Origin of the sequence: Streptococcus oralis subsp. dentisani, from assembly GCF_002096335.1 — a bacterium.
Taxonomy (GTDB): Bacteria; Bacillota; Bacilli; order Lactobacillales; family Streptococcaceae; genus Streptococcus; species Streptococcus oralis_Z.
This window is the reverse complement of record NZ_NCUW01000027.1, coordinates 87,838-112,274: the sequence shown is the minus strand read 5'-3', so window position 1 is coordinate 112,274 and position 24,437 is coordinate 87,838. Positions and strand designations below refer to the sequence as shown.

22 protein-coding genes, 1 tRNA gene and 1 pseudogene are annotated in these 24,437 nt (G+C 41.9%); 4 read left to right on the top strand and 20 right to left on the bottom strand.

Features of this window, described 5'->3' with window-relative positions; genetic code table 11:
- Positions 1 to 179: 179 nt before the first annotated feature.
- From B7709_RS03145 to B7709_RS03090, 12 genes and pseudogenes are all read right to left on the bottom strand, one after another.
- Positions 180 to 665: pseudogene (locus B7709_RS03145) on the bottom strand (IS630 family transposase); the annotation flags it as partial.
- A 249-nt stretch (positions 666 to 914) separates the two neighbouring features.
- Entirely contained in the window at positions 915 to 1,796 is an 882-nt protein-coding gene (locus B7709_RS03140) for a class II fructose-bisphosphate aldolase (RefSeq protein WP_001018995.1), read from the bottom strand.
- 139 nt (positions 1,797 to 1,935) lie between these two features.
- The gene (gene vncS, locus B7709_RS03135) at positions 1,936 to 3,264 is read right to left on the bottom strand and encodes a sensor histidine kinase VncS (protein ID WP_084971588.1); all 1,329 of its coding nucleotides are present in this window, start codon (positions 3,262 to 3,264) and stop codon (positions 1,936 to 1,938) included.
- Positions 3,261 to 3,917, bottom strand: a complete 657-nt coding sequence (gene vncR, locus B7709_RS03130; RefSeq protein ID WP_084971586.1) for a response regulator transcription factor VncR — start codon at positions 3,915 to 3,917, stop codon at positions 3,261 to 3,263. The genes vncS and vncR overlap by 4 nt, the downstream gene beginning before the upstream one ends.
- A gap of 141 nt (positions 3,918 to 4,058) precedes the next feature.
- Complete coding sequence (gene vex3 / locus B7709_RS03125; protein ID WP_084971584.1) at positions 4,059 to 5,438, bottom strand: ABC transporter permease subunit Vex3; 1,380 nt, start codon at positions 5,436 to 5,438, stop codon at positions 4,059 to 4,061.
- Positions 5,439 to 5,488: 50 nt separating this feature from the next.
- A complete protein-coding gene (gene vex2 / locus B7709_RS03120; RefSeq protein WP_084971582.1) occupies positions 5,489 to 6,136 on the bottom strand; it encodes an ABC transporter ATP-binding subunit Vex2 in 648 nt (215 codons plus the stop codon).
- A gap of 12 nt (positions 6,137 to 6,148) precedes the next feature.
- Entirely contained in the window at positions 6,149 to 7,426 is a 1,278-nt protein-coding gene (locus B7709_RS03115; protein WP_084971580.1) for an ABC transporter permease, read from the bottom strand.
- Positions 7,427 to 7,695: 269 nt separating this feature from the next.
- Positions 7,696 to 7,781, bottom strand: a tRNA-Leu gene (locus B7709_RS03110).
- A gap of 80 nt (positions 7,782 to 7,861) precedes the next feature.
- Positions 7,862 to 8,437 (bottom strand): cysteine hydrolase family protein, encoded by a 576-nt coding sequence (locus B7709_RS03105; protein ID WP_084971578.1) that lies wholly within the window; start codon positions 8,435 to 8,437, stop codon positions 7,862 to 7,864.
- A complete protein-coding gene (gene codY / locus B7709_RS03100) occupies positions 8,437 to 9,225 on the bottom strand; it encodes a GTP-sensing pleiotropic transcriptional regulator CodY (RefSeq protein WP_061453377.1) in 789 nt (262 codons plus the stop codon). Before codY ends, B7709_RS03105 begins: the two co-directional genes overlap by 1 nt.
- A 282-nt stretch (positions 9,226 to 9,507) precedes the next feature.
- Positions 9,508 to 11,085 carry a DEAD/DEAH box helicase gene (locus B7709_RS03095; protein WP_084971576.1) on the bottom strand — a complete coding sequence of 526 codons (1,578 nt, stop codon included), beginning with the start codon at positions 11,083 to 11,085 and terminating at the stop codon, positions 9,508 to 9,510.
- 195 nt (positions 11,086 to 11,280) lie between these two features.
- The gene (locus B7709_RS03090) at positions 11,281 to 12,507 is read right to left on the bottom strand and encodes an L-lactate MFS transporter (protein WP_084971574.1); all 1,227 of its coding nucleotides are present in this window, start codon (positions 12,505 to 12,507) and stop codon (positions 11,281 to 11,283) included.
- A gap of 192 nt (positions 12,508 to 12,699) precedes the next feature.
- Between B7709_RS03090 and B7709_RS03085 the strand changes: the two genes are divergently transcribed.
- The 4 genes from B7709_RS03085 (at position 12,700) to B7709_RS03070 (ending at position 17,451) form a co-directional block, all read left to right on the top strand.
- Complete coding sequence (locus B7709_RS03085) at positions 12,700 to 14,016, top strand: FAD-containing oxidoreductase (RefSeq protein ID WP_084971572.1); 1,317 nt, start codon at positions 12,700 to 12,702, stop codon at positions 14,014 to 14,016.
- A gap of 99 nt (positions 14,017 to 14,115) precedes the next feature.
- On the top strand, positions 14,116 to 15,459 hold the full coding sequence (gene murT / locus B7709_RS03080) for a lipid II isoglutaminyl synthase subunit MurT (RefSeq protein WP_084971570.1): 1,344 nt from the start codon (positions 14,116 to 14,118) through the stop codon (positions 15,457 to 15,459).
- Positions 15,459 to 16,241, top strand: a complete 783-nt coding sequence (gene gatD, locus B7709_RS03075) for a lipid II isoglutaminyl synthase subunit GatD (RefSeq protein WP_084971568.1) — start codon at positions 15,459 to 15,461, stop codon at positions 16,239 to 16,241. The genes murT and gatD overlap by 1 nt, the downstream gene beginning before the upstream one ends.
- A 127-nt stretch (positions 16,242 to 16,368) precedes the next feature.
- Entirely contained in the window at positions 16,369 to 17,451 is a 1,083-nt protein-coding gene (locus B7709_RS03070; protein WP_084971566.1) for a M24 family metallopeptidase, read from the top strand.
- 42 nt (positions 17,452 to 17,493) lie between these two features.
- Here the strand turns inward: B7709_RS03070 and B7709_RS03065 are convergent, their stop codons facing one another.
- From B7709_RS03065 to B7709_RS03030, 8 genes are all read right to left on the bottom strand, one after another.
- On the bottom strand, positions 17,494 to 17,955 hold the full coding sequence (locus tag B7709_RS03065) for an ECF transporter S component (protein WP_084971565.1): 462 nt from the start codon (positions 17,953 to 17,955) through the stop codon (positions 17,494 to 17,496).
- Entirely contained in the window at positions 17,933 to 18,706 is a 774-nt protein-coding gene (locus tag B7709_RS03060) for a bifunctional hydroxymethylpyrimidine kinase/phosphomethylpyrimidine kinase (RefSeq protein WP_084971563.1), read from the bottom strand. Before B7709_RS03060 ends, B7709_RS03065 begins: the two co-directional genes overlap by 23 nt.
- The gene (gene truA / locus B7709_RS03055) at positions 18,696 to 19,445 is read right to left on the bottom strand and encodes a tRNA pseudouridine(38-40) synthase TruA (RefSeq protein ID WP_084971561.1); all 750 of its coding nucleotides are present in this window, start codon (positions 19,443 to 19,445) and stop codon (positions 18,696 to 18,698) included. The genes B7709_RS03060 and truA overlap by 11 nt, the downstream gene beginning before the upstream one ends.
- A 96-nt stretch (positions 19,446 to 19,541) precedes the next feature.
- A complete protein-coding gene (locus tag B7709_RS03050) occupies positions 19,542 to 20,693 on the bottom strand; it encodes an MFS transporter (RefSeq protein WP_084971559.1) in 1,152 nt (383 codons plus the stop codon).
- A 115-nt stretch (positions 20,694 to 20,808) separates the two neighbouring features.
- Positions 20,809 to 21,432, bottom strand: a complete 624-nt coding sequence (locus B7709_RS03045) for a Pr6Pr family membrane protein (protein ID WP_084971557.1) — start codon at positions 21,430 to 21,432, stop codon at positions 20,809 to 20,811.
- 2 nt (positions 21,433 to 21,434) lie between these two features.
- Positions 21,435 to 21,773, bottom strand: a complete 339-nt coding sequence (locus B7709_RS03040) for a zinc ribbon domain-containing protein YjdM (protein WP_001061600.1) — start codon at positions 21,771 to 21,773, stop codon at positions 21,435 to 21,437.
- A gap of 209 nt (positions 21,774 to 21,982) precedes the next feature.
- Complete coding sequence (locus tag B7709_RS03035) at positions 21,983 to 22,501, bottom strand: Dps family protein (protein WP_084971555.1); 519 nt, start codon at positions 22,499 to 22,501, stop codon at positions 21,983 to 21,985.
- A 149-nt stretch (positions 22,502 to 22,650) separates the two neighbouring features.
- On the bottom strand, positions 22,651 to 24,432 hold the full coding sequence (locus B7709_RS03030; RefSeq protein ID WP_084971553.1) for an ABC transporter ATP-binding protein: 1,782 nt from the start codon (positions 24,430 to 24,432) through the stop codon (positions 22,651 to 22,653).
- Positions 24,433 to 24,437 lie beyond the last annotated feature (5 nt).

Sequence of the window (24,437 nt, the reverse complement as noted above, 5' to 3'; positions counted from 1 at the left end):
AAAAAGTAAAATGATTGTCAGCACTACCTGTCTTAAACTTGTAAAATTGCTTTGATATAATAGAAATGAAGTAAGCAAATGTAAGAATTTGCCACATTATTTTTAGTGTCTCTATCTCCAATTTTATTAATTGCCTGTTCTAACCAATCAAGTAATTCTTTAGATGGTGAATACTATAGTCAATTGAAACAAGAACAAGACAAAAGAGCCTCGAAAAAAGGTATTACAACTTGGTAATACCTTTTTGAGGTGCTTTGCGATATAAGCCCATGTTTTCTCAATAGGATTGTACTCAGGTGAGTAGGGAGGAAGAGGTAAAATTTTATGCCCAAACTCTTCACATAAGAGCTCTAGCTTAACCATTCTATGGAATCTTGCATTATCCATAATAATAACTAATGGTGTATTTAATATTGGTAGGAGAAACTTCTGAAACCAAGCTTCAAAAAGTCGCTCGTCATCGTCTCATCGTAAGTCATTGGAGCGATTAACTCACTATTTGTTAGACCTACAACCAAAGAAATCCTCTGATACCTTCTTCCATACACTTCACCTCCTATTAACTGATCTTTTAATGAGCGATCGTATTCTCGATAAAAATAAGTATCGACTCCCGTTTCATCAATATAAACAGGTGCTAAGTGCTTTAAACTATTAATTTTTTTGAAAGTTCTATCATTCATTTAGCTACTCAGCATTCCTAAAAAATTAGATGTTCCAATTTACTTTGGGAAAGACAGTGATTTCCTTTGAAAACAGGCGTAAAGTTATTATATTCGTTCGCCAAGGGTAGTCTTAGAATAATTACATTAATTTAGCAACTTTGGATATAGTGGTCTTAAGTATATTCTCTATAAAAGAAAACACAAAAAACCCACCCAATGGGCAGGTTTCATCTGTATTGTTCAGCTAGATTATGCTTTACCTTCTGAACCGAATACGTCGATACGTTCTTCAACTGATGCTTGGATAGCTTTTACACCGTCAGCCAAGAATTTACGTGGGTCGAAGAGTTTTTTCTTGTCGTATTCTGCTTCGTTTGCTTCGTAGTCACGAGCAAATTTACGAGTTGCGTTAGCGAATGCGATTTGGCATTCAGTGTTAACGTTAACTTTCGCAACACCAAGTTTGATAGCTGCTTGGATTTGGTCATCAGGAATACCTGAACCACCGTGCAATACGATTGGGAAGCCTGGAAGAGCTTCTGTCAATTTCTTCAAGTGGTCAAGGTCAAGACCTTCCCAGTTTGCTGGGTAAGGACCGTGGATGTTACCGATACCAGCTGCCAAGAAGTCAATACCAGTTGCAACCATTGCTTTAGCGTCTTCGATTGGAGCCAATTCACCTTTACCGATGATACCGTCTTCTTCACCACCGATAGTACCAACTTCAGCTTCTACTGAGATACCTTTAGCGTGTGCTTTTTCAACAACGTCTTTAGCCAATTTAAGGTTTTCTTCAACTGGAAGGTGTGAACCGTCAAACATGATTGAAGTGTAACCAACTTCGATACACTCAAGTGCATCTTCGTAGTGACCGTGGTCAAGATGGATAGCTACTGGTACAGTGATACCCATTGACTCAACAAGGTTAGCGATCAAGTTGCGAGCAACTTTGTAACCACCCATGTATTTAGCAGCACCCATTGAAGTTTGGATCAAAACTGGAGCTTTTTTAGCTTCTGCTGCACGCAAGATAGCTTGAGTCCACTCAAGGTTGTTTGTGTTAAATCCACCAACTGCATAACCGTTGTCACGAGCTGCTTGGACAAATTTTTCTGCTGAAACGATTGCCATTTGTCAGGCCTCCTATATATTTTTTGGGACATCCCATTTACATTGTTCATTTTATCACTTTTTGATAAAAAAAGCTAGTTTTTCCCATACTTTAGATTGAATTTCTTCCAACTTAATCAATGTAAACCCTTTCTTTCCCTTAGTCTTGTGTGACTTTAGGATAAGACATGAAGAAGGTCAAACGATCATCTTTCATCTCAAAATGATAAGGTAATTTCTCATGTTCTAATAAACTTTTGACCACAAAGAGCCCCATTCCTGAACCCTTAGCCTTGCGACTAGCATTGCCAGAAAAAGACTGGGCCAGTTTTTCTTGTTCTTCAGGACTACAGCTATTCTCGATAAAGAGTTCCCCTTCTCTCTCTCCGATACGAACCAAGCCACCTGAAATGGAGTGCTTGATAGCATTACTGATGAGATTAGATAGGATCAGTTTCATCACAGATGGATTTATGTAAGCCTGCTGATGGGTCAAGCTATTCTCTATCCGAAGCTCTCTTTCCTTAGCAAGTAGAGTATAATCGTCAACCAAGTCTTGTGTCATCTGGAGTAGGTCAATTTCTTCCTTCTCCTCTCTCAATTCCTGAACAGAAGAGAGAGAAAGTATCTGAAGAACGTGGTGACTGAGGTCGTCCACAATCCCCAAGGCTACTCCCAGATAGTGGTCTCTATCCTTGTAACGACCAATATTTTCCTTCATATTTTCGATTAGGATTTTGAGACTAGCCAGAGGGGTTTTCAATTCATGAGAGGCACCTCGTAAGAACTCAACCTTCATCTTCTCAAGCTGGAGAATGGCTTCATTCTTCTCATGCAAGTCCGCAATAACAGTCAAAAGATGCTGGTAGAGACTATTGATTTGTTCCTTTAGATCACCAATCTCATCCTTAGAATCCACGCGCAAACGCACTTGAGCATCTAGTTCCATCATTCGACGGGTCACCCGCTTGATTTCCAAAATCGGGGCAACAATAGTTCGAGCGTAGATATAAGCTACCAAGAGGGAAATCAGAAAGGATGCCAGCAAGGTATAGGGAAGAAACTGGAGGCTGATTTGCTCTGCTTCCTTTTGCAAGTCCATGGAAGCTAGAAATTGAAGAGTCATGGTGCTACCATCTTGCGTTTTCACCTCACGCTCCTCGATAAAGAGAGAGGTGGTCTGGCGGTCTGTGTCCAGAGGAAGGTTGTTCTTGACTTCTAACTTGTCCTCGGTCATCTCTCCCTTGACGGCCCCTTTGATATCACTAGTCTGAGAATACAAGTCTAACACTTGCTCGATACTCTGCTTATCCTTTCCCTCTAGGGACTGAGCAATGGCTGTCGCTTTCTGACCAATGGTTTCCTGACGATGGCTCAGATAAGTAGAGGGAAAGAGAAAATAAATAGCTAAATGAAGACAAATAACCAGAACACTAAAAATCGAGAAGGTATAGATAAATATCTTTGTAAATAAACCTGTTCGTTTCATTTTCGCTCCAATTTATAACCAACATTGCGCACAGTGAGGATACAATCCAAGTCTAGCTTTTTCCGCAATTCCTTGATATAAACATCAATGACACGGTCAAAAGGCACCTCATCTGTCACCTTCCAGACAGCATCGATTATCTGAGAACGAGTCAGGGCCCGTCCCTCATTTTTCACCAGATAGTCCAGAATTTCCAACTCTTTGGCATTGATGGCCACTTCTTGGCCTGCGAGGCTTGCACTATAGCTCTCAAAGTCCACCTTGGTATCCTTATAGGAGAAGATTCGTCCTGTATCGTAGTAGCGCTTGAAAATCGCGTCCACCCTTACTTTTAAAAGGGAGAGGGAGAAGGGTTTTTCCAGATAGCCATCAGCTAGCGAAGCAAAGGCACTCATCTTGTATTCCTCATCCTGAAAGGCAGTCAGCATCAAGACAGGGACTTGGCTGGTTTTGCGAATCTCAGCTAGGACTTCTAAACCATTGAGCTTGGGCATCTGGATATCCAGTAAAACTAAGGCTACTTCATAGTTGGAAAATTGTTCTAGGGCTTCCTCGCCGTCCGCAGCCTGAATGGTTTCATAACCACAATCTGTCAAATAGTCACTGATCCCCTCACGGATCATCTCTTCATCTTCGACTATTAAAATTTTCATAGAAAAATCTTTCACATTCCTTTAAATTTCTTGTAAATTATCTCAGTTTCATCCTGAAAGGAAGAGGCCTTATCAAGACAAAACAGATAAAAATGCTACCTATATTATACCCCATTTAGGGGAGAATAGGTAGCAAGTTTTTTATTCGCTATCCAGCAAGAGCTCTTTTGGTTGTTTTCTAAGGAGATTGCTTGAAGCAAGCGCCATAACGAGAACCACTAGAACTAAAGCAAGAACAAAGACGATGATAAAGTCTGATGTCTGAATGGAAATGTCTAGGCTCGACAAGGTCTTGCTAAAGCCATCTACTTCTGCACCACCACCAAGGTTAGAGGCTTGAGCCGCCTTGCTGGCTTGCTTGGCAACACCTGAAGTGACATTGGCAAGGACGGTGTTTCCGATTGCACGAGCTGTATAGTTAGCTAGGAAGTAAGCAGAAATGAGAGCAGGGATGGCAATTAAGATGGATTCTGTGATAAATTGACCCAAGATACTTGCCTGCTTGAGGCCGATAGAGAGGAGAATTCCCACTTCCTTGCGACGGGCATTAATCCAAAGACTGAGCAAGAGGGTAAGGAGAAGAACTGAGAAGCTCAAGCTACCCCAGAAGAGGAGGTTGGCCATCTTGTACATACCAGAGATGGATTGCTCTAGAGCTGGGTAGTTAGAGGAGCTCTTCACAAGTGTGTAGCTCTTCCAGTTGATACCACTGATTCCATTCAACTCTTTCATAACATCATCCAAGTTCTTGTCTGCTGTTACAAAGAAGGTTGCGTCCCCATAAATGGCTGTGTCTTCTGTGTATCCATAAAGTTTTGCAGCAGTATGGATGTCTGTGATAGCTGTGTTTTCGTAAAGCTCTTGTGAGTAGGTAACTGCCGACTTATTGTGACCATCAAAGAGACCCTTGATTGTCACTTCGACTGTTTCCTTGGCACCTTTTTCATTATCTGCATCGTAGATGTTGGAGTCCAGTTTAACCTTGTCCCCTACCTTCCAGCCGTGCTTGGCTGCCAAGTCCTTGTGCATGAGGATCTTATCCTTGTCGTCGTTGGTTAAGTGCTCTCCTTCGACCAGTTTATAAGAACCAGAGACAAACTTATCTTCTTTTGAGGAGTCATTGACGCCTGTAATCATCAAACTACTTCCAAAACGTTTGGCACGATCAGCAGTGAGGTTTTTCTTGGTTTCTGGCGTTTCGATGAGTTCATATCCAGTCAAATCTCCAATGGCGTTGATGCGTTTAACATAAGACTCGATGGCCTTGTTTTCGGTGATTTTTTTGATGTCTTCACCCTTGATATTTCCAGCACCACGAGGCGTTCCTTGGTTGACGCGACGATTGATTTGCATAGAGAAGCTGTTGGTGATATTTTTAAATGTCTCCTGAGAAGCCTTGGCAGTAGCTCCCTTGATCGACAAGCCGACCAAGCTCAAGCTCGCCATGAGGAGAATAATCAGGAAGATAACAATCGATTTGAAAAACTTCCTTGTAACATAGGCAAATGCGTTGTGTAACATAGGTTCCCTTTCTAGATTTGATTTTATAATTCTATCAAAACAAGCTTATATTATTTACTAGTATTGCGAGTTTCAGTCAGTTTCTTGTCCTTCAACTCAAGTGTAATATCTGACGCTTGTGCCACTTCTTTGCTGTGCGTAACGACGATTACACATTTACCTGTTTTCTCGGCAAGTGATTTGAGCAGTTCGATAATATCTCCAGCAGTCTTAGGATCCAGATTTCCTGTTGGCTCATCAGCTAGAATAACTGGAGCTTCTGAGACCAAACTGCGAGCGATGGCAACACGCTGTTGTTGACCACCTGATAACTGGAGAACATTCCGCTTGATCTGACTTTCATCCAAACCAAGCTCAAGAAGTGTATCCTTGCTGGCCTTTTTGTTGACCAAGCGGATATTTTCCAGTGGAGAAAGATAATCTATCAAGTTATAATTTTGAAAGACCAGAGAAATATGGTGCATGCGATGATAAGAATATCCCTTATTCCGAATGTCCTCTCCTTGGAAAAGAATCGAACCTTCGACAGGACTATCTAGACCAGCTAAGAGAGACAAGAGAGTGGATTTTCCTGCTCCTGACTCACCAATGATACTATAAAATTTTCCGGGTTCAAAATTATACTTGATCTGATATAAAACTGCTTCAGCAGTGTTCTTATAACGGTAGGTAACATCTTGTAATTGTAATAAAGTCATAATTTCTCCTTCTTAACTAATAGATGATAAAATTTCCTTAGGCGATTTTCTAAATAAGAATACGAAACAAAGGGCTACTGATAAGCAACCAATCAGGAGCAGAAAAACATAGGATTCTGCAAAGGATAGGAGACTGGTTGATAGACCGCTTGCTTTGGCCAGCGTGTCCTGTAAGCTTGCCTGATCTCCACTGGCTAGTACAGTTTGGAGTAGATAGGATGTAATGGCATTTCCAGCGATAAAGGATGGAAGCAAAGCTCCAAGAGATACCAACATTACCTCTAAACAGAACTGTAGAAAGATCGAGCTCTTGCCTTTTCCAAGTGCCAGTAAAATCCCCACTTCGTAGACCCTTTCTCTCAACCAGAGAGACAAGACCAAAATTAAGGCTCCAGCTCCAGCTATCAACATCCCATAAAGGAAGATGGTTAGGAAGGTTTGGAAGGTGGCAACTGAGTCTTTGATTTGTTCAAAGGCCTTGTTTTCCTTCTCAACTTGGTAGCCTTGACTTTCCAAGGCCAAGTTTTCCACCTGCTTCATGAGTCCGTCCATTTCCTTAGGATTTTCTACATAGAAGCGCGCTGCACTGACTTGAGGTTCACTATTTCCCAAAAGGGTTTGGCTACTTTCATAGTCTGTAAAAACTTGGTTTTCACTGAAGTCAGAAGACAAGCCTGTGAACTTCTCTTGTTTTTTACCAGAAAAGATACCGACAATCTCAAACTCTACTGTTTGCCCTTTTCCAGCTTCGGACTGTCCAGCATCCAAGCCAATCTTGTCATGAAGCGAAAGACCGTTCTTCTTAGCCAACTCTTCGTGGATGAGGATTTTCTTTGCATCCCCTTTTTGAAGGTGTCGTCCTTCTTTCAGATTGAAAGCCGAGCTGGTGAAGGTAACATCCCTAGATGAATCCTCAAGAGCTGTTAAGCTCACTAAATTCTTGTCCTCAGCTGACAAATCATCGCGTTCTACACTCTGCTCACCACTCACCGCTTCCTTGTCTTTTAATTTTACGACCGTCTCGAGTTCAGGAGAGACATTTTCCAGTCCCTTAATCTTGCTAACGGATGCTAGGTCCGATAACTTGAAGGTCTGACCGTTCTCTATCTTCTTAATAGAAAAAGAGGTATTGAGAGATTTGTAAAGATTCGTTTCTACTGTTTTGTTGGACTTCATCAGAGTCAAACAGGCTGAAATTCCGGCCAATAGGACCAATAAAATCAGAAATAAAATAAAACTTCTCAGTCGTTTTCTGCTGACATAAGCCCAAGCTCTTTGGATTGGATTCATTTGTCACCTCCATATTTGTAAGACTATTATAAAATCCAAATATGAAATGTTTATGAAATCGAAAAAAATTTTTGATTTATCTGTTGAAAAAATGAAGAAAGCTAGCAAGAGCTAACTTTCCTCATATTAGAACACGTTTTACCAATCAAAAATCGACTCCATTCTATAATTGATAGTTCTTGATGCCGATAGCTTTCGATATCCAAAATGCCTTCTCTAGTCTTCTTTAGAAAAACAAAAAGAGCTAGCCAAAGCTAACTCTTACCCTATGCGGAGAGAGGGACTTGAACCCTCACGACCTAAAGCGGTCACAGGATCCTTAGTCCTGCGCGTCTGCCAATTCCGCCATCCCCGCGTCGATTACTTTACTAGTATATCAACTTTCAAAATCTTTGTCAACACTTTTTTCAGATTTTTTTCATTTTTCCAAGGGAATCATTCTTTAATTTCATCAAGATTTTCATCCAATAATTTGGCTCCCAGAGTGTTCTTAAAATGCCCAAGAGCAAACTGATGATTTTCTGGCCAGATAGAAGCAACCGCAGGCTTGACAACCTCGATTTTATAACCTAGATTATAGGCATCAATAGCAGTATGAAGAACGCAAATATCCGTCAAAACACCAGTTAAGATGACGGTATCGACCCGACGTTCTCGCAAGCGAATATCGAGGTCCGTTCCTGAAAATGCTGAATAGTGACGCTTGTCCATCCAAAAGACGCGACTATCGTCCTTATTTTCCGCATAGAAATCAGCTAGGGGGCCATAGAGGTTACGGCCACTAGTCCCAATGATGTTGTGCGGTGGAAAGAGTTTACTCTCAGGATGAAAATCATCCCCTTCCTCATGAGCATCAATGGTGAAGAAAACATAGTCTCCACGATCAAAAGCCAGTCTGGTCACCTGATTGATTGCCTCTGATATTGCTTGAGCAGGTGCTCCAGCAGTTAGCTTTCCGTTGTCTGCTACGAAATCCTCTGTATAGTCAATCGAGATTAAAGCCTTTGCCATTAGTAGTCCCTCTTTTTCACTTCCTCAAAAATATCACCAATTAGAACTTTGAGATAAGTCCCCTTCATTCCGAGCGAGCGGCTCTCAATAATTCCTGCTGACTCTAGCTTACGGAGAGCATTGACGATTACTGAGCGCGTGATTCCGATGCGGTCAGCAATGACAGATGCAGTCAATTGTCCTTCATTTCCATCCAACTCAGCTAAAATAGCTGATACGGCACGAAGTTCTGAATAGGAGAGGGTATTGACCGCCATGGTAACAGCCGTACGACGACGAATATTTTTCTCATCTTCTTCACGTTGGAAGTTCAGAAGTTGAATCCCTACCACCGTGCTCGCAATCTCAACGAGAATCAAATCCTCATCTTCAAATTTCTTATCATTACGCCAAATAATCAAGGAACCTAGGCGAATCCCTGATACATGAATGGGAGCAATGGTTGTCAAACCATCTGGAAAGTCCGCACGGCTCTCAACAGGGAAAATGGTCAAATCATGTTCAACAGGAAGATTGGCTTCCGTGTCGTAGATCATGTTTGCCCCTTGTACATAGTCATCTGGAAACGTCTTGGTTTGGAAAAACTGCTCTACGCGATCGGTATTGGTTTTATAGCGCATAAAATAGCCCAAAAGTCGTCCCTTGCTATTGACAATACAGGCATTGCAATCAATAATGTCTGCTAGTTGACGTGTAATGGCATTGTATGGAAGTTCATCCTGCATTTGCTCTTCAGAGCGTTTTAAAATTGATGTAATTTTTCTTGTCTTTTCTAATAAATGTGCCATTTTTCACCTCGCATTTAATCGCTACCATTATAACATAAAGAACCTAAAATTTCAATAATTATCTGAAAATTGCTTATTGAATTGCAATTTTTAAAAGCAAAAATATTTTAGAAAAAATCATTATTTTTCATTGACAAGACTTCATTTTTTTGATATTATAACATTATAAGAAGATGAATTAAGGATCCCTTCCCATCTCACCTTTCCTTTACTATTATCCATCTTCTTTTCCCCTTGGTCTCCTTATATATAAAAGCGATTCACATTGTGAATCGCTTTTTCCTATTTATCTCCCTTGTTACGAATAACAAAGCCTGTTTTCTTTTCGCTTGAAGTGTTGCGAGGTTTTTTATTGTCTTTATTTCGGTAACGTCTGTCTTTATCAAAACGATCGTTCCCACGACTACCTTTCTTGAACTCATCACGACGACCATTGCCACGGCGATCACGGTCTCGACGATCCTCCCCACGACGGCCTCCACGACCTCCCTTAGCTTTTCCACCGAAGCCATTACCTGATGGTTTAAATGGTAGTGGTTTTTCACGTGCAATCTCAACTTCCGGAAGACTGTCAGGATCTTGGACAGTCAGACTCAAGATATACATAGCCAATTCTTCAGGACTAAATTCAGCAGCCAACTTACGAGCATCTTTAGCAAACTTCTCAAAGTTCCCACGGATTGCTTCGTCTGCGAAGTCTCGTTCAATTTTCTTGAGCGCCACTTGCTTTTTAGCTTGGAAGGCTTCTTCTGCTGTCGCTGGTTTCAAGCCTTTCATACGTTTCTTGGTCAAGTTTTCGATGATTTGGAGATAACCCATTTCATTTGGAGAAACAAAGGTAATGGACTGACCTGACTTACCAGCACGACCTGTACGACCGATACGGTGAACATAACTTTCAGGATCTTGTGGAATATCGTAGTTGTAGACATGGGTCACACCTGAGATATCCAAACCACGCGCCGCTACGTCTGTCGCAACTAGAACATCAAGATTTCCATTTTTAAAATCACGGAGGACACGAAGACGTTTGTTTTGGTCCAAATCACCATGAATACCTTCGGCACGGAAGCCACGGATTTTAAGTCCACGAGTCAATTCATCCACACGGCGTTTGGTACGACCAAACACGATAGCGAGTTCTGGTTGTTCCACATCCATGAGACGGGTCATCGTATCAAATTTTTCTTGTTCCTTGACACGGATATAGTACTGGTCCACCAGTTCTGTTGTCAATTCCTTAGCAGCAATCTTCACATGCTCAGGCTCTTTCATAAACTGAACACCGATACGTTTGATAGCATCTGGCATGGTTGCTGAAAAGAGCAAGGTTTGACGACTTTCAGGGACACGCGAGATAATAGCTTCGATATCTTCAAGGAAGCCCATGTTGAGCATTTCGTCTGCTTCATCAAGGATGAGGGTTTCAATATCGTGCAATTTCAAAGCCTTGCGTTTGATCAAGTCTAAGAGACGGCCTGGTGTTCCTACCACGATATGGGCACCAGATTTAAGGGCCTTGATTTGTTTCTCGATGCTTGAACCACCGTAAACTGAGCGAACTTTCACTCCCTTGCTACGACCAAAGCGGAAGAGTTCTTCTTGACTTTGAACAGCGAGTTCACGAGTTGGAGCGATGACCAAGGCTTGGATGGTCGCTTCTTCTGTACGGATTTTTTCAAGGGTTGGCAAGCCAAAGGCTGCAGTTTTCCCTGTACCAGTCTGAGCTTGACCGATAACGTCTTTTCCCTCAAGAGCCAAAGGAATAGTTTGCTCTTGGATAGGACTTGCTTCTACAAATCCAGCTTTTTCAATCTCTGCTAGCAAATCAGCAGACAAGTTAAATTCATTAAATTTCACGTTTTTCTTCTTTCTAAAGATGGTGCGAAGCCATCCTATAGGGCTTAGTATATACTTTTCTTTTCATGACGTATCTTCTTAAAAAACGAGATACCGTGTTGCTTCTTTTCCACGAAAGAAAAGTACGAGTTTCTTTGCAACTTATCTAGTATAACACAAGACCAGGGCAAAAGATAGCCCAATTTCTCTAGAAAATCATGTAAACGCTTTTTGACTTTCCTTTTTGATTGAACGACCTAAATAATAAGACAAAGCCAAGGCTATACTATATAAAATGAGAAAAACGAACAAGGTTTGTGTGTAAGAATGAGCCATTTTATAGGTCTCTGCTAATAAAATAGGTCCTGCTAAACCTGCCATTGCCCAAGCTGTTAAAATATAACCATGCAGAGCAGCCAATTCCTTGGTTCCAAAAATATCACTGAGATAAGCCGGAATCAATGAAAAACCAGCTCCATAGCAAGTCATCAAAATAGACATAGCGACTACAAATAAAACGGAATCTGTAAAGAGCCAAAGTGAGAGAGAAAAGAAAAGATTGACAAGCAGTAATATACTAAAGGTTAGAGGACGCCCGATATAGTCAGATAAACTCGCCCAGAGCAAACGACCAAACCCATTGAAAATCCCTAAAACGCCCACCATTACTGCTGCATGACTTGTAGACAAGCCAGCCATCTCCTGTGCCATTGGCGATGCCGCTGAAATTAAACCTAATCCACAAGCTATGTTGATAAAGAAAATAATCCAAAGTATATAAAACCGATTGCTTTTTAAAGCCTGATTTGCAGTCATTCCTTGCGTCAGAGAGGCTGTTTTTTCTTTCCCTGAAGCAGATAGGATTGCAAGTTCTTGCTCCTTTGGACGCCTAATGAATTGTGAAGCTAGGAGCATGATAATAAAGTAACTTGCTCCTAAAATATAAAAAGTTTCTACAAGCCCTACCCCTGCGATGAGATGTTGCGCTATGGGACTAGTCAATAAAGAAGCAAAACCAAATCCCATAATCGCTAAACCTGTTGCGAGACCACGTTTATCAGGAAACCATTTTATAATCGTTGACACAGGGGTAATATAGCCTGCTCCCAAACCAAGCCCACCTAAAATGCCATAAGCGAGATACAACAACCACAGCTCCTGACGGTCTATTGCAAATCCTGTTAAGATATTTCCACCTGCGTATAGAAAAGCAGATATACTCCCCATGACTCTCGGACCAAATTTTTCTACCAAACGCCCCATAAATGCAGCCGATAATCCCAAACAAAAGATTGCTAGACTAAAGGCAAAGGCAACAGAAGCCTGATCCCATCCCGTTTTTTCAATAATAGGGTTGCGATAAACACTCCAAGCATAAGTCGAACCCAGCATTAAGTGTAAAATGACCCCAGCAAAGGCAATAATATAACGATTCGATTTCATAAAACCTCCTATTTTCGAACATTTATTCTATTTTATATAAAAATAGATAGGATTTTAGTTTATCAAGCTTGTCAAAAAATTACTAGTTTTTTGTCTGGAAAGCGTTTTTATCTTTTTCTGTCTTTCCCGTAGCAGATTTGTGCAAAAAGTGTTTTCTTATGCTAGAATGAAAATCGAATAGGAGGACTATAAATGTTAACATATGATTTAATCGTTATTGGATTTGGTAAAGCTGGGAAGACACTAGCTGGTAAATTGGCTTCAGCTGGCAAAAAAGTTGCCCTGGTTGAACGTAGCAAAGCTATGTACGGTGGAACTTGTATCAACATCGGATGTATCCCAACTAAGACTTTGCTGGTTGCTGCTGAGAAAGACTTGTCTTTTGAAGAAGTCATTGCTACCAAAAATACCATCACTAGTCGCCTCAACGGTAAAAACTATGCGACTGTTGCTGGTACAGGCGTGGATATCTTTGATGCGGAAGCTCACTTCCTTTCAAATAAAGTCATCGAAATCCAAGCTGGTGATGAAAAGAAAGAACTGACTGCAGAAACTATCGTTATCAACACTGGGGCAGTTTCAAATGTTTTGCCAATCCCTGGACTTGCTACAAGCAAAAACGTCTTTGACTCAACAGGTATCCAAAACTTGGACAAATTGCCTGAAAAACTTGGTGTCCTTGGTGGCGGAAATATCGGTCTTGAATTTGCAGGCCTATACAACAAACTCGGCAGCAAAGTCACCGTCCTAGATGCCTTGGATACTTTCCTACCTCGTGCAGAACCTTCCATCGCAGCTCTTGCTAAACAATACATGGAAGAAGACGGCATTGAATTACTTCAAAATATCCATACTACTGAAATCAAAAACGACGGTGACCAAGTCCTTGTCGTAACCGAAAACGAAACCTACCGTTTCGACGCCCTTCTCTACGCAACTGGACGTAAGCCAAACGTAGAACCACTTCAACTTGAAAACACAGATATTGAACTAACAGAGCGTGGTGCTATCAAGGTCGACAAACATTGTCAAACAAACGTTCCTGGTGTCTTTGCAGTTGGGGATGTCAACGGTGGACCTCAATTTACCTACATCTCACTTGATGACTTCCGTGTTGTCTATAGTTACCTTGCTGGAGATGGCAGCTACACACTCGAAGACCGGCTCAATGTACCAAACACCATGTTCATCACACCAGCTCTTTCTCAAGTTGGCTTGACGGAAAGTCAAGCAGCTGATTTGAAACTTCCATACGCTGTGAAGGAAATCCCTGTTGCTGCGATGCCTCGTGGTCATGTAAATGGCGACCTTCGCGGAGCTTTCAAAGCTGTTGTTAATACTGAAACCAAAGAAATTCTTGGTGCAACTATCTTCTCAGAAGGTTCTCAAGAAATTATCAACATCATCACTGTTGCTATGGACAACAAGATTCCTTACACTTACTTCACAAAACAGATCTTCACTCACCCAACCTTGGCTGAGAACTTGAATGACTTGTTTGCTATCTAAGTTGAGACTGATTTGTTAACCAACAGCCCTCATCGGGCTGTTTTTGTTTCTGCGAAATCTCAAATCTGTCTTTTCCCTCTTTTATGATATAATAGAAACATGAAATTAAAAACTACTTTGGGCCTCCTAGCTGGGCGTTCATCTCACTTCATCTTGAGCCGTCTTGGTCGTGGAAGTACGCTCCCTGGAAAACTGGCCCTTCAATTTGATAAAGATATTTTACAAAATCTAGCTAAGAACTACGAGATTGTCGTGGTCACTGGAACCAATGGTAAAACCCTGACAACTGCCCTCACTGTTGGTATTTTAAAAGAGATCTATGGTCAGGTTCTGACCAATCCTAGTGGCGCCAACATGATCACAGGGATTACGACAACCTTCTTGACTGCCAAATCCTCTAAAACTGGAAAGAACATCGCTGTTCTAGAAATTGATGAGGCCAGTCTTTCTCGTATCTGTGACTACATCCATCCTAGCCTTTTTGTCATCACTAATATTTTCCGTGACCAGATGGACCGCTACGGTGAGATTTACACAACTTATAACATGATTTTGGATGCCATCCGCAAGGTACCTACTGCAACTGTACTTCTTAACGGGGACAGTCCGCTTTTCTACAAGCCAGCCATTCCAAATCCTGTCCAGTATTTTGGTTTTGACTTGGAAAAAGGACCAGCTCAACTGGCTCACTACAATACCGAAGGAATCCTCTGTCCTGACTGCCAAGGTATCCTCAAATATGAGCACAATACCTATGCCAATTTGGGTGCCTATATCTGTGAAAATTGTGGTTGCAAACGTCCTGAATTGGACTACCGTCTGACAGACTTGGTTGAGTTGACCAACAATCGCTCTCGCTTTGTCATTGACGGACAAGAATACGGCATCCAAATCGGTGGACTTTACAACATCTACAATGCGCTAGCTGCGGTTGCCATCGCCCGTTTCCTCGGGGCTGATTCACAACTCATCAAGCAAGGATTTTATAAGAGCCGTGCTGTCTTTGGACGCCAGGAAACCTTCCATATCGGTGATAAGGAATGTACTCTCGTCTTGATTAAGAATCCAGTCGGTGCGACCCAAGCTATCGAAATGATCAAACTAGCCCCTTATCCATTTAGCCTATCTGTCCTCCTCAATGCCAACTATGCAGATGGAATTGACACTAGCTGGATCTGGGATGCGGACTTTGAACAAATCACCGACATGGATATTCCTGAAATCAACGCGGGAGGTGTTCGTCATTCTGAAATCGCACGTCGTCTTCGGGTGACCGGCTACCCAGCTGATAAAATCACTGAGACAAGCAATCTGGAGCAAGTTCTCAAAACCATTGAAAACCAAGACTGCAAGCATGCCTATATCCTAGCTACCTATACGGCTATGCTGGAATTCCGCGAACTGCTGGCTAGTCGTCAGATTGTTAGAAAGGAGATGAACTAATGGTTTATACTTCACTTTCCTCAAAAGCTGGCAACTACCCTTATCAGCTTAACATCGCCCACCTCTATGGAAACCTCATGAATACCTATGGAGACAATGGAAACATCCTTATGCTCAAGTATGTGGCTGAGAAACTCGGAGCTCATGTAACAGTTGACATCGTTTCTCTCCATGATGACTTTGATGAAAACCACTACGATATCGCCTTTTTCGGTGGGGGTCAAGACTTTGAACAAAGTATTATCGCTGGCGATCTTCCTGCTAAAAAAGAGAGCATTGACAACTACATCCAAAACGATGGTGTTGTTCTAGCCATCTGCGGTGGTTTTCAACTATTGGGACAATATTATGTTGAAGCTTCAGGCAAGCGCATCGAAGGTCTAGGTGTCATGGGCCACTACACGCTCAACCAGACCAATAACCGCTTTATCGGTGATATTAAGATTCATAATGACGAATTCGATGAAACCTACTATGGATTTGAGAATCACCAGGGCCGTACCTTCCTCTCAGATGACCAAAAACCACTGGGACTGGTTGTCTATGGAAATGGAAACAACGAAGAAAAAGTCGGTGAAGGGGTTCATTACAAGAATGTCTTCGGCTCTTATTTCCACGGACCTATCCTCTCTCGCAATGCCAATCTGGCTTATCGCCTAGTCACTACTGCTCTCAAGAAAAAATACGGTCAGGATATTCAACTCCCTGCCTATGAGGACATTCTCAGCCAAGAAATTGCCGAAGAATACAGTGACGTCAAAAGCAAGGCTGACTTTTCTTAAACTAAAGAAAACTAGACCAAAGAACTCCCCTATCTCGTCGGAGTTCTTTTTGTCTTTTCTTTTACCCTTCTCCCTTGCATTTTCTCTCATTTTTTGCCAAAATAGAGGGGTAGAAAGAAGGTAGCATATGTCTAAATTACAACAAATCCTAACATATCTTGAATCAGAAAAACTAGACGTCGCTGTCGTATCTGACCCCGTCACTATCAATTACCTCACTGGCTTTTACAGTGATCCCCATGAACGCCAAATGTTCCTTTTTGTCCTAGCAGACCAGGAACCTCTCCTCTTCGTTCCAGCCCTTGAGGTTGAGCGTGCAAGCAGCACTGTTTCCTTCCCGGTTGTAGGCTATGTGGACTCTGAAAATCCATGGAAGAAAATCCAGAATGCTCTTCCACAACTTGATTTCAAACGTGTAGCAGTTGAGTTTGACAATCTCATCTTGACTAAATACCATGGTTTGAAAACGGTCTTTGAAGCCGCTGAGTTTGAAAACCTCACTCCTCGCATCCAACGCATGCGCCTCATCAAATCAGCTGATGAAGTGCAAAAAATGATGGTTGCAGGCCTCTATGCGGACAAGGCTGTTAATGTTGGTTTTGACAATATTTCTCTTGATAAGACTGAGACAGATATCATCGCACAAATCGACTTTGCCATGAAGCGTGAAGGCTATGAAATGAGCTTTGATACCATGGTCTTGACTGGTGATAACGCTGCAAATCCACACGGTATCCCTGGAGCAAACAAAGTCGAAAAGGATGCCCTTCTCCTCTTTGACCTCGGTGTTATGGTTAATGGCTACGCTTCTGACATGACTCGTACAGTCGCTGTCGGTAAACCAGACCAATTCAAGAAAGATATTTACAACTTGACCCTTGAAGCCCAACAAGCGGCTCTTGACTTTATCAAGCCAGGTGTAACTGCTCACGAAGTGGACCGCGCCGCCCGTGAAGTCATCGAAAAAGCTGGCTACGGTGAGTACTTCAACCACCGTCTCGGGCACGGTATCGGTATGGATGTTCACGAATTCCCTTCTATCATGGAAGGGAACGACATGGTCATCGAAGAAGGCATGTGCTTCTCTGTTGAACCAGGTATTTATATCCCTGGTAAAGTCGGTGTTCGTATCGAAGACTGCGGTGTTGTCACTAAAGATGGATTTGACCTCTTTACCAGCACCAGCAAAGATTTGCTTTATTTTTATTAAACTTATAGACAATCAAAAAGTCAGCTATTTGAGCTGACTTTTTTATTTTATCTTTTTAATACTTTGATAGAGAAGAAATCCTGCAAACATTCCAACAAAATTCTGCAATAAATTGTGAGGAACATCTGCCAGAGCTATACCCCATCCCTTCATCCAAGCAGTAGCGAAGGCATAACCAGCTACCATGACGATAGTAGCCAAGACAAGGCCTAACCATTGCCATTTGCCTTTAAAACCTGCAAAATAGCCCTGTGAACCATGGAAAATCAAGCTGAAGATCATCCAGTGAGGATAACCTGAAATAAGGTCAATGATAAAACCTCCTAGACCTCCAACGATGGCTCCTTCACGGCGCCCAAAATAAAAGGCGGTAAAGAAAATTCCAGCATCCAAAAAAGTGAGGATTCCAGTAGCTGTTGGGATTTTCACCACATAACCTAAAGCTACGGATAGGGCTGTTAAGATAGATACTAGGGCGATTTTAGTTGTTTTTGTTTGCTTCATATTGTCTTACTCCATATTGATCTGCTTGTGCAATAGCACGGTAAACGAAAGCTTTAGAACTTTCCACTGCTGCTAATAGTTCATCCCCTTTTACCAAGTGACTGGCAATGCTTGAGGCAAAGGTACAACCTGCACCAGCATTTTGCTCCTGGACAACGGAATTTTCTAGGATCGTAAAATTTTGTCCATCATAAAAGACATCTACTGCCTTATCCTGACTGAGACGATTGCCTCCCTTGATAATGACTGCTGGCGCTCCCAAGTCATGCAATTTCTGCGCTGCTGTCTTCATATCTTCCAAGGTTTTAATCTCTTGATCTGCTAGCAATTCTGCTTCTGGGAGATTAGGCGTGATCACACTGACATGAGGGAAAAAGCGAATCAACTCTTGACAGAGTTGGCTGACTGCCACATCATGCGTCTCCTTGCAGACCAAAACGGGGTCCAATACCACAGGCACTCTCGGACGTTGCTTGATAAAGTCCAGTGTCTTCTCAGCCACACTGACAGTAGGGAGAAGACCAATCTTAATCCCTGCAAAGTCCACGTCACGCAAACTATCCAACTCATGTTGAAAAATAGTATCGTCCGTCGGAAAGACTTCAAATCCCTTTTCTGTCAAGGCTGTCAAGCAAGTCACCGCTACAAAACCATGCAAACCATTCAAGGTATAGGTCGCCAAATCAGCTGACAAACCACCACCACTAAAAATATCATTTCCAGAAAGTGCTAAAATACGATTATTCTTCATAACGAATCTCCTTCAAATACAAGCCATTCGGTGCTGCAGTGGGACCAGCAAGTTGCCTGTCCTTTTTCTCCAAGATGAGGTCAATCTGCTCAACTGGCATGCGGTTGTTGCCGATTTTGAGAAGAGTCCCCACCATATTGCGAATCTGTTTGTAAAGAAAACCATTTCCAGAAAAGGTAAAGGTCAAAAACTGGCCTGTATCATCCACCCTAAGACTCGCTTCTGTGATGGTGCGAACCTTATCCTCCACACTAGTCCCAGAGGCTGTAAAACCAGTGAAATCATGGGTTCCTTCTAGCCTTTTGATTGCCGTCTGCATCCGTTCCACATCGAGCGGATAAGGAAAGTGAGTGGCATAGTGACGGCGCATAGGATTTTTGGGACGTCCTCTATCCACGATAAACTCATAGGTCTTGCTATGCTTGGCGTAACGACAGTGAAAATCATCCGCCACAAGCTCCATCGAGATTACGTCGATATCTTCCGGAGATTGGGTATCCAGAGCAAAACGGAGTTTTTCCTCATCCATCTGATAGGGCAGGTCAAAATGAATGACCTGTCCCAGAGCATGAACCCCACTATCTGTCCTACCCGCACCGTGAACAGTGATTGCCTGTCCTTTATTGAGTCTCGTTAAGGTTTTTTCGATTTCTTCCTGAACACTACGCGCATGAGGCTGGCGCTGAAAACCAGCAAAGGCATAACCATCATAGGAAATGATTGCTTTATATCTTGTCATAGCTTCTATTTTATCAAGAAAGTAGTCTGTAAACAAGGTCCTAAAACAAGTATTGTCTGGGTACAATCCCTAAAAAGAAAAACTTAGGAAACCATCCTAAGCTCTCTTTTGAAGTGCATACATAACAAAGATAGAGGTTACAATCAACCAACATCCTAGAATGGTGAAGACCAACATACCGTTTTGAGTGACTAAACCAATCGCTCCAAGAATGAAAGGTGTGGTAAAGGCCCCAAAGCTACATCCTAGCACCGCAAAAGATGTTGCCTGATTAAGGAGTTTGGCTGGGATTCTTTCAGAAAGAAGCTGAAAGACAGTAGTCAAGGCCACACTGTAAGAAAAGCCTGCCACAATACTTCCAACAATCATCACACCTAATGACGGAGACAAGGCAATTACAATCTGCCCCAATCCAAAGGCAATACCTGACCACAGGAGCAACCTTTCTTTAAAAAGAGAGATAAAGAAAGAAAAACTCACACCAGCCAAGATACCAATCAACTGCATGATACTTAAAACCAAACTCGATAACTGGGCATCCCCTAACCCTCTTTCCACCATCAAGCTTGGAATACGAATGGTGATAGCTGTATTAGTGCAGACAACAACAGCTGCTTCGACAGCCAATAGAAAAATTAAGCCTTTCATCTGTCCTGTCAAACGAGTCGTTTCGGCCTCTCTTTTCTTGACTTCTTTTTTTTCTTTCCCATAAGGGACAAAGAGCAAATAAAGGATCAAAACTAAAAATCCAGCGCTATAAGCCAAGAAAGTCACTGTCCATCCCAAGGATAAGAGTTGACCAACCACTAGAGTCAAAATCGACGCCCCGACAACTTCTGCTGATCCGCGGAGCCCCAGCATCTGAATCCGTGTCTTTCCATGATAGCGTTCACTGATGATGGAAATGGCCTTGGCATTGATCATTCCAACGCCCAAGCCAAATAAAATCCGCATCGCAAAGACAAAGTTGTAATCCTGATACCAGAAGGGAGCTGTTCCACCGATAGAGAGGATGAGAAGCCCTAGACTAATCTGAAGGCGTTCAGGCAACAAACGCTCCAAAACCCCATTTAAGACCAGCATGATCATAATTCCAAAAGAAGGAAGGCTAACGAGAAGCTCAATTTGTTCTTTGGGATAGCCCTGATAGTAGTCAAACATAGCTGGTAGAGCACTCGAGATGGAAAAGGAAGTAATCAAAACGAGGGAGAGGGCTAGAATGCTAGCCCGTTCTAAATATTGTTTCATGGATTCTCTTTCTGTTTTTTTCTCTCACTATCATATCTTTTTTTATAGGATATGGCAAGAAAAGAAGGAGCCCAACTAACATAGGGACTCCGTCCTAGTTTCCTTTACAGGAAGACTATTTCCGCTTGATTTGCTTGATTAGGTAGAAGATAAATCCTGCAACCATATAGGCCACAAAGATAATTAAACACCATTTAATAACCACGTCCCAACCTTTTGCCACATCTAAAAAGAAATAAGGGAAAGGACTAACCTTGGAATTTGGTACCGGTAGTTTCAATACTAAGCCATTAAAAAGGGCAAAAAGCATGTAAACCAAGGGCAAGATGGTCCACAAGACTGGATCCCAGATCTTGTATTGACCTTGCTTATCAAAGAAGAGGGTATCGGCTAAAAACCAGAGTGGAACGATATAGTGGCAAAGGAAATTCTCCACACGATAAAAGTCTGTCGCTATCGGAGCAAGCATAAAATGATAAATCACACAAGTAATCATGATACTCATGGTAACGCCACCCTTGAGACGAAGTAGGGTTGGACTTTGCCAATTTTCACCTGAACGGCTCATCACACGGAGTAGATAGCCAGTGAAAATCGTTACCAAAAGATTGGACAATACTGTGTAGTACAGGAGCATACCAAAGCCACCGTGCTTGGTAATCTCCAAATAAACTCCTGTAAATGCCGCTAAGAACAAGAGCACACGACTATAAAAGATAAATTTATAATTCAGTTTCATGGCTAGATTTTCTTAACAAATTCTGACTTAAGTTTCATAGCTCCAAAACCATCAATCTTACAATCGATGTTGTGGTCACCTTCTACGATACGGATATTTTTGACACGAGTTCCTTGTTTCAAGTCCTTTGGCGCCCCTTTTACTTTCAAGTCCTTGATAAGGGTTACAGTATCGCCGTCAGCCAATTTATTTCCATTGGCATCGATAGCAACAACACCTTCTTCTACTTCTGCAACTTCTGCAGGGTTCCATTCATAGGCACACTCTGGGCAGACCAAAAGACTTCCGTCTTCGTAGACATATTCTGAATTACATTTTGGGCAATTTGGTAAGTTGTTCATAGGTCCTCCTTAAACTATCAATTATCTTTGAAATTCATATATTATTGAACAGCAACTATTATACCGTAAAATCCTACTTTTGACAATGTGTCCGAAGTCCAGCAGACAAAAAAAGTCATGCACCTTTTTACAGTTACATGACTTTTAAAAGATGATTGGTCATGGGCACTTATCAAGCACCTCATGATAAAAGGGGTAGCAACTATATCTTACAAACCAGGAGCTTGTCCAAGTTCTGCTGTAAGCATCCAAACTGTTTTCTCAAGTTCAGCCTTAGCCCCAACAAAGATATCGTTTGTAACATCATCGCCTTCTTCGTCAGTTACATCCAAAGCTTTTTGGAAAAGAGTGATGAGGTAGCGATAAATAGCTAGAACACGTTCCAAGCTTTCTTCAACGTTACGGAATTCTCCTTCTTCTTCTTCGATTTCACTGTGTTGAAGGAACTCTGTCAAAGTTGAGTAAGGTTTGCCACCAAGGGTAATCAAACGTTCGCTAATTTCGTCAAGATAGCCATCAAGACTGTCCATGTATTCATCCATTTTTGGATGCCAAACGAGGAAGCCACGGCCACGCATATACCAGTGAACTTGGTGAAGGGCGATGTGAGCCACATACAAGTCCGCTACTGCTTGGTTCAATACTTCCTTTGTTTTAGCCAATGCTACTGGCGCTGCTTTAGATAATGTTGTTACGTCTTTTACTGCTTCTTTTTTCAATTCAACCATATTTCTTACCTCTTTTCATTTTTTATAACCTTCTTATTAGTGGTTATAGTATAAGTATACTACTATCATAAAACGATAGCAAGGAAAGTGTACTATCTGAGAAAAGTTGCAATAGACTGATAATTTAAGAAAAATCTAGCCTTATTTTATTAGCTGACTTGATCGGATTTACTCGAAAATTGACTTTGATAAAGGTCGTAATAGAAGCCTTTTTCTTGGAGCAAGCTTTCATGATTTCCCTGCTCAATAATCTGTCCATCTTTAAGAACGAGAATCTTATCCGCTTCTTGAATGGTCGAGAGACGATGGGCGATGACAAAGCTGGTTCTCCCCTTCATCAACCGTTTCATGGCTTTTTGAATCAAGAGTTCCAAACGGGTGTCAACAGAGGAAGTTGCTTCATCCAGAATGAGAATTTTAGGATTGGCTAGGAGAGCACGCGCGATGGTCAAGAGTTGCTTTTGCCCGAGGGAAATATTGCTGGACTCTTGGTTCATCTCCATATTGTAACCACCAGGAAGAGTTCGAATAAAGTGGTCTACATTTGCTGCTTTGGCAGCTTCTATTATTTCCTCATCACTGGCGTCAAGATTTCCAAAACGTAGATTTTCTTTGATAGTCCCTTCATAAAGCCAAGCATCCTGCAAGACCATCCCAAACTGCCGGCGGTAGTCTTGTCGTGACAACTGACGAATATCCTGGCCGTCAACCAAGATTGCACCTGCTGTAACATCGTAAAAACGCATGAGTAGATTAATCAGGGTTGTTTTACCAGCTCCAGTCGGACCTACAATCGCTACCATCTCTCCTGGTTGAACTTCTAGATTAAAGTTTCGAATCAATGGCTTATTTTCGACATACTGAAAATCAACCTGCTTAAAAGTTACCTGACCTGTTAAGGGTTCAAGGATTTCGAGTTCTTCTCCCTCGACTTCCTCTGTCTCATCCAAGATATCGAAGATACGATCGAGCGAAGACTTGGCACTTTGCATTTGACCCGCAAGTTGAGTGATGTTTTGGATAGGCTGGCTGACCTGCCAAACATACTGAACAAAGGCCTGCATATTCCCCACTGTCAAACGGCCCGCAATAACCTGCAAACCACCAAGAACTGCAACGATCAGATAGGTCAAGTCTGATACGGCATGGAGAACTGGCATCATGAGTCCAGAGATAAAGCTGGCTTTAAAGCCAACACGTTGGAGGTCGTCCGTAATCTCAGAAAATTCTTTATGAGAAGATTCCTCACGACCGTAGAGTTTCAAGACATTAAAACCTGTGAGATTTTCCTGCACGTAGCCATTCATCCGTCCTAAAATAGCCGCCTGCTCTTTAAAATAAGGCTGAGAACGTTTCAGGATACTTCTTGCACCAAAATAGGTCACTGGAATGGATAGAATCACCACTATAGCCAGCTGAAAGTTTAAGTATAATACCATTCCCATGACGAGGACAATCGTCAAAAGGGCATTTACAATTTGAAGAAAAGACTGCTGAAGGGCATTGGAAACTGTCTCAACATCACTGGTAAAGCGTCCCAATAAATCACCAAACTGGTGTTTGTCAAAGAAAGACACAGGGATACGATTGATCTTTTCAGTCATTTCATTTCGCAGATCTTGGGTCATGGACTGTACCGCATTGGTCATGAAATAGTTGGAATAATAAGAACCAAGTTCATACAAGAGACCTCTAAAGAGATAAATGATTAAAACAGTTCCGATGTAGCCAGTATTGATACCAGCACCTGAAAGGCCCTTAGCCATATCTAAAATGTTTTTTGTCAACTCCGTAATGGCCAGCCCCAAGACAAAAGGCTCCAAGACACTCATGACCACACTTAAAACTTTTAGAAAGACTGCAAAAAAGACAGAAAAACGGTAGGCTTTTAAATAGCTCCACAAACGAGCCAAACTAGATTGTGTTTTCATGTTTC

Excerpts from the sequence above, each read along its gene's own strand:
- B7709_RS03140 (WP_001018995.1), bottom strand. The coding sequence starts at position 1,796 with ATGGCAATCGTTTCAGCAGAAAAATTTGTCCAAGCAGCTCGTGACAAC.
- vncS (WP_084971588.1), bottom strand. The coding sequence starts at position 3,264 with ATGAAACGAACAGGTTTATTTACAAAGATATTTATCTATACCTTCTCG.
- vncR (WP_084971586.1), bottom strand. The coding sequence starts at position 3,917 with ATGAAAATTTTAATAGTCGAAGATGAAGAGATGATCCGTGAGGGGATC.
- vex3 (WP_084971584.1), bottom strand. The coding sequence starts at position 5,438 with ATGTTACACAACGCATTTGCCTATGTTACAAGGAAGTTTTTCAAATCG.
- vex2 (WP_084971582.1), bottom strand. The coding sequence starts at position 6,136 with ATGACTTTATTACAATTACAAGATGTTACCTACCGTTATAAGAACACT.
- B7709_RS03115 (WP_084971580.1), bottom strand. The coding sequence starts at position 7,426 with ATGAATCCAATCCAAAGAGCTTGGGCTTATGTCAGCAGAAAACGACTG.
- B7709_RS03105 (WP_084971578.1), bottom strand. The coding sequence starts at position 8,437 with ATGGCAAAGGCTTTAATCTCGATTGACTATACAGAGGATTTCGTAGCA.
- codY (WP_061453377.1), bottom strand. The coding sequence starts at position 9,225 with ATGGCACATTTATTAGAAAAGACAAGAAAAATTACATCAATTTTAAAA.
- B7709_RS03090 (WP_084971574.1), bottom strand. The coding sequence starts at position 12,507 with ATGAAATCGAATCGTTATATTATTGCCTTTGCTGGGGTCATTTTACAC.
- B7709_RS03085 (WP_084971572.1), top strand. The coding sequence starts at position 12,700 with ATGTTAACATATGATTTAATCGTTATTGGATTTGGTAAAGCTGGGAAG.
- murT (WP_084971570.1), top strand. The coding sequence starts at position 14,116 with ATGAAATTAAAAACTACTTTGGGCCTCCTAGCTGGGCGTTCATCTCAC.
- gatD (WP_084971568.1), top strand. The coding sequence starts at position 15,459 with ATGGTTTATACTTCACTTTCCTCAAAAGCTGGCAACTACCCTTATCAG.
- B7709_RS03070 (WP_084971566.1), top strand. The coding sequence starts at position 16,369 with ATGTCTAAATTACAACAAATCCTAACATATCTTGAATCAGAAAAACTA.
- B7709_RS03065 (WP_084971565.1), bottom strand. The coding sequence starts at position 17,955 with ATGAAGCAAACAAAAACAACTAAAATCGCCCTAGTATCTATCTTAACA.
- B7709_RS03060 (WP_084971563.1), bottom strand. The coding sequence starts at position 18,706 with ATGAAGAATAATCGTATTTTAGCACTTTCTGGAAATGATATTTTTAGT.
- truA (WP_084971561.1), bottom strand. The coding sequence starts at position 19,445 with ATGACAAGATATAAAGCAATCATTTCCTATGATGGTTATGCCTTTGCT.
- B7709_RS03050 (WP_084971559.1), bottom strand. The coding sequence starts at position 20,693 with ATGAAACAATATTTAGAACGGGCTAGCATTCTAGCCCTCTCCCTCGTT.
- B7709_RS03045 (WP_084971557.1), bottom strand. The coding sequence starts at position 21,432 with ATGAAACTGAATTATAAATTTATCTTTTATAGTCGTGTGCTCTTGTTC.
- B7709_RS03040 (WP_001061600.1), bottom strand. The coding sequence starts at position 21,773 with ATGAACAACTTACCAAATTGCCCAAAATGTAATTCAGAATATGTCTAC.
- B7709_RS03035 (WP_084971555.1), bottom strand. The coding sequence starts at position 22,501 with ATGGTTGAATTGAAAAAAGAAGCAGTAAAAGACGTAACAACATTATCT.
- B7709_RS03030 (WP_084971553.1), bottom strand. The coding sequence starts at position 24,432 with ATGAAAACACAATCTAGTTTGGCTCGTTTGTGGAGCTATTTAAAAGCC.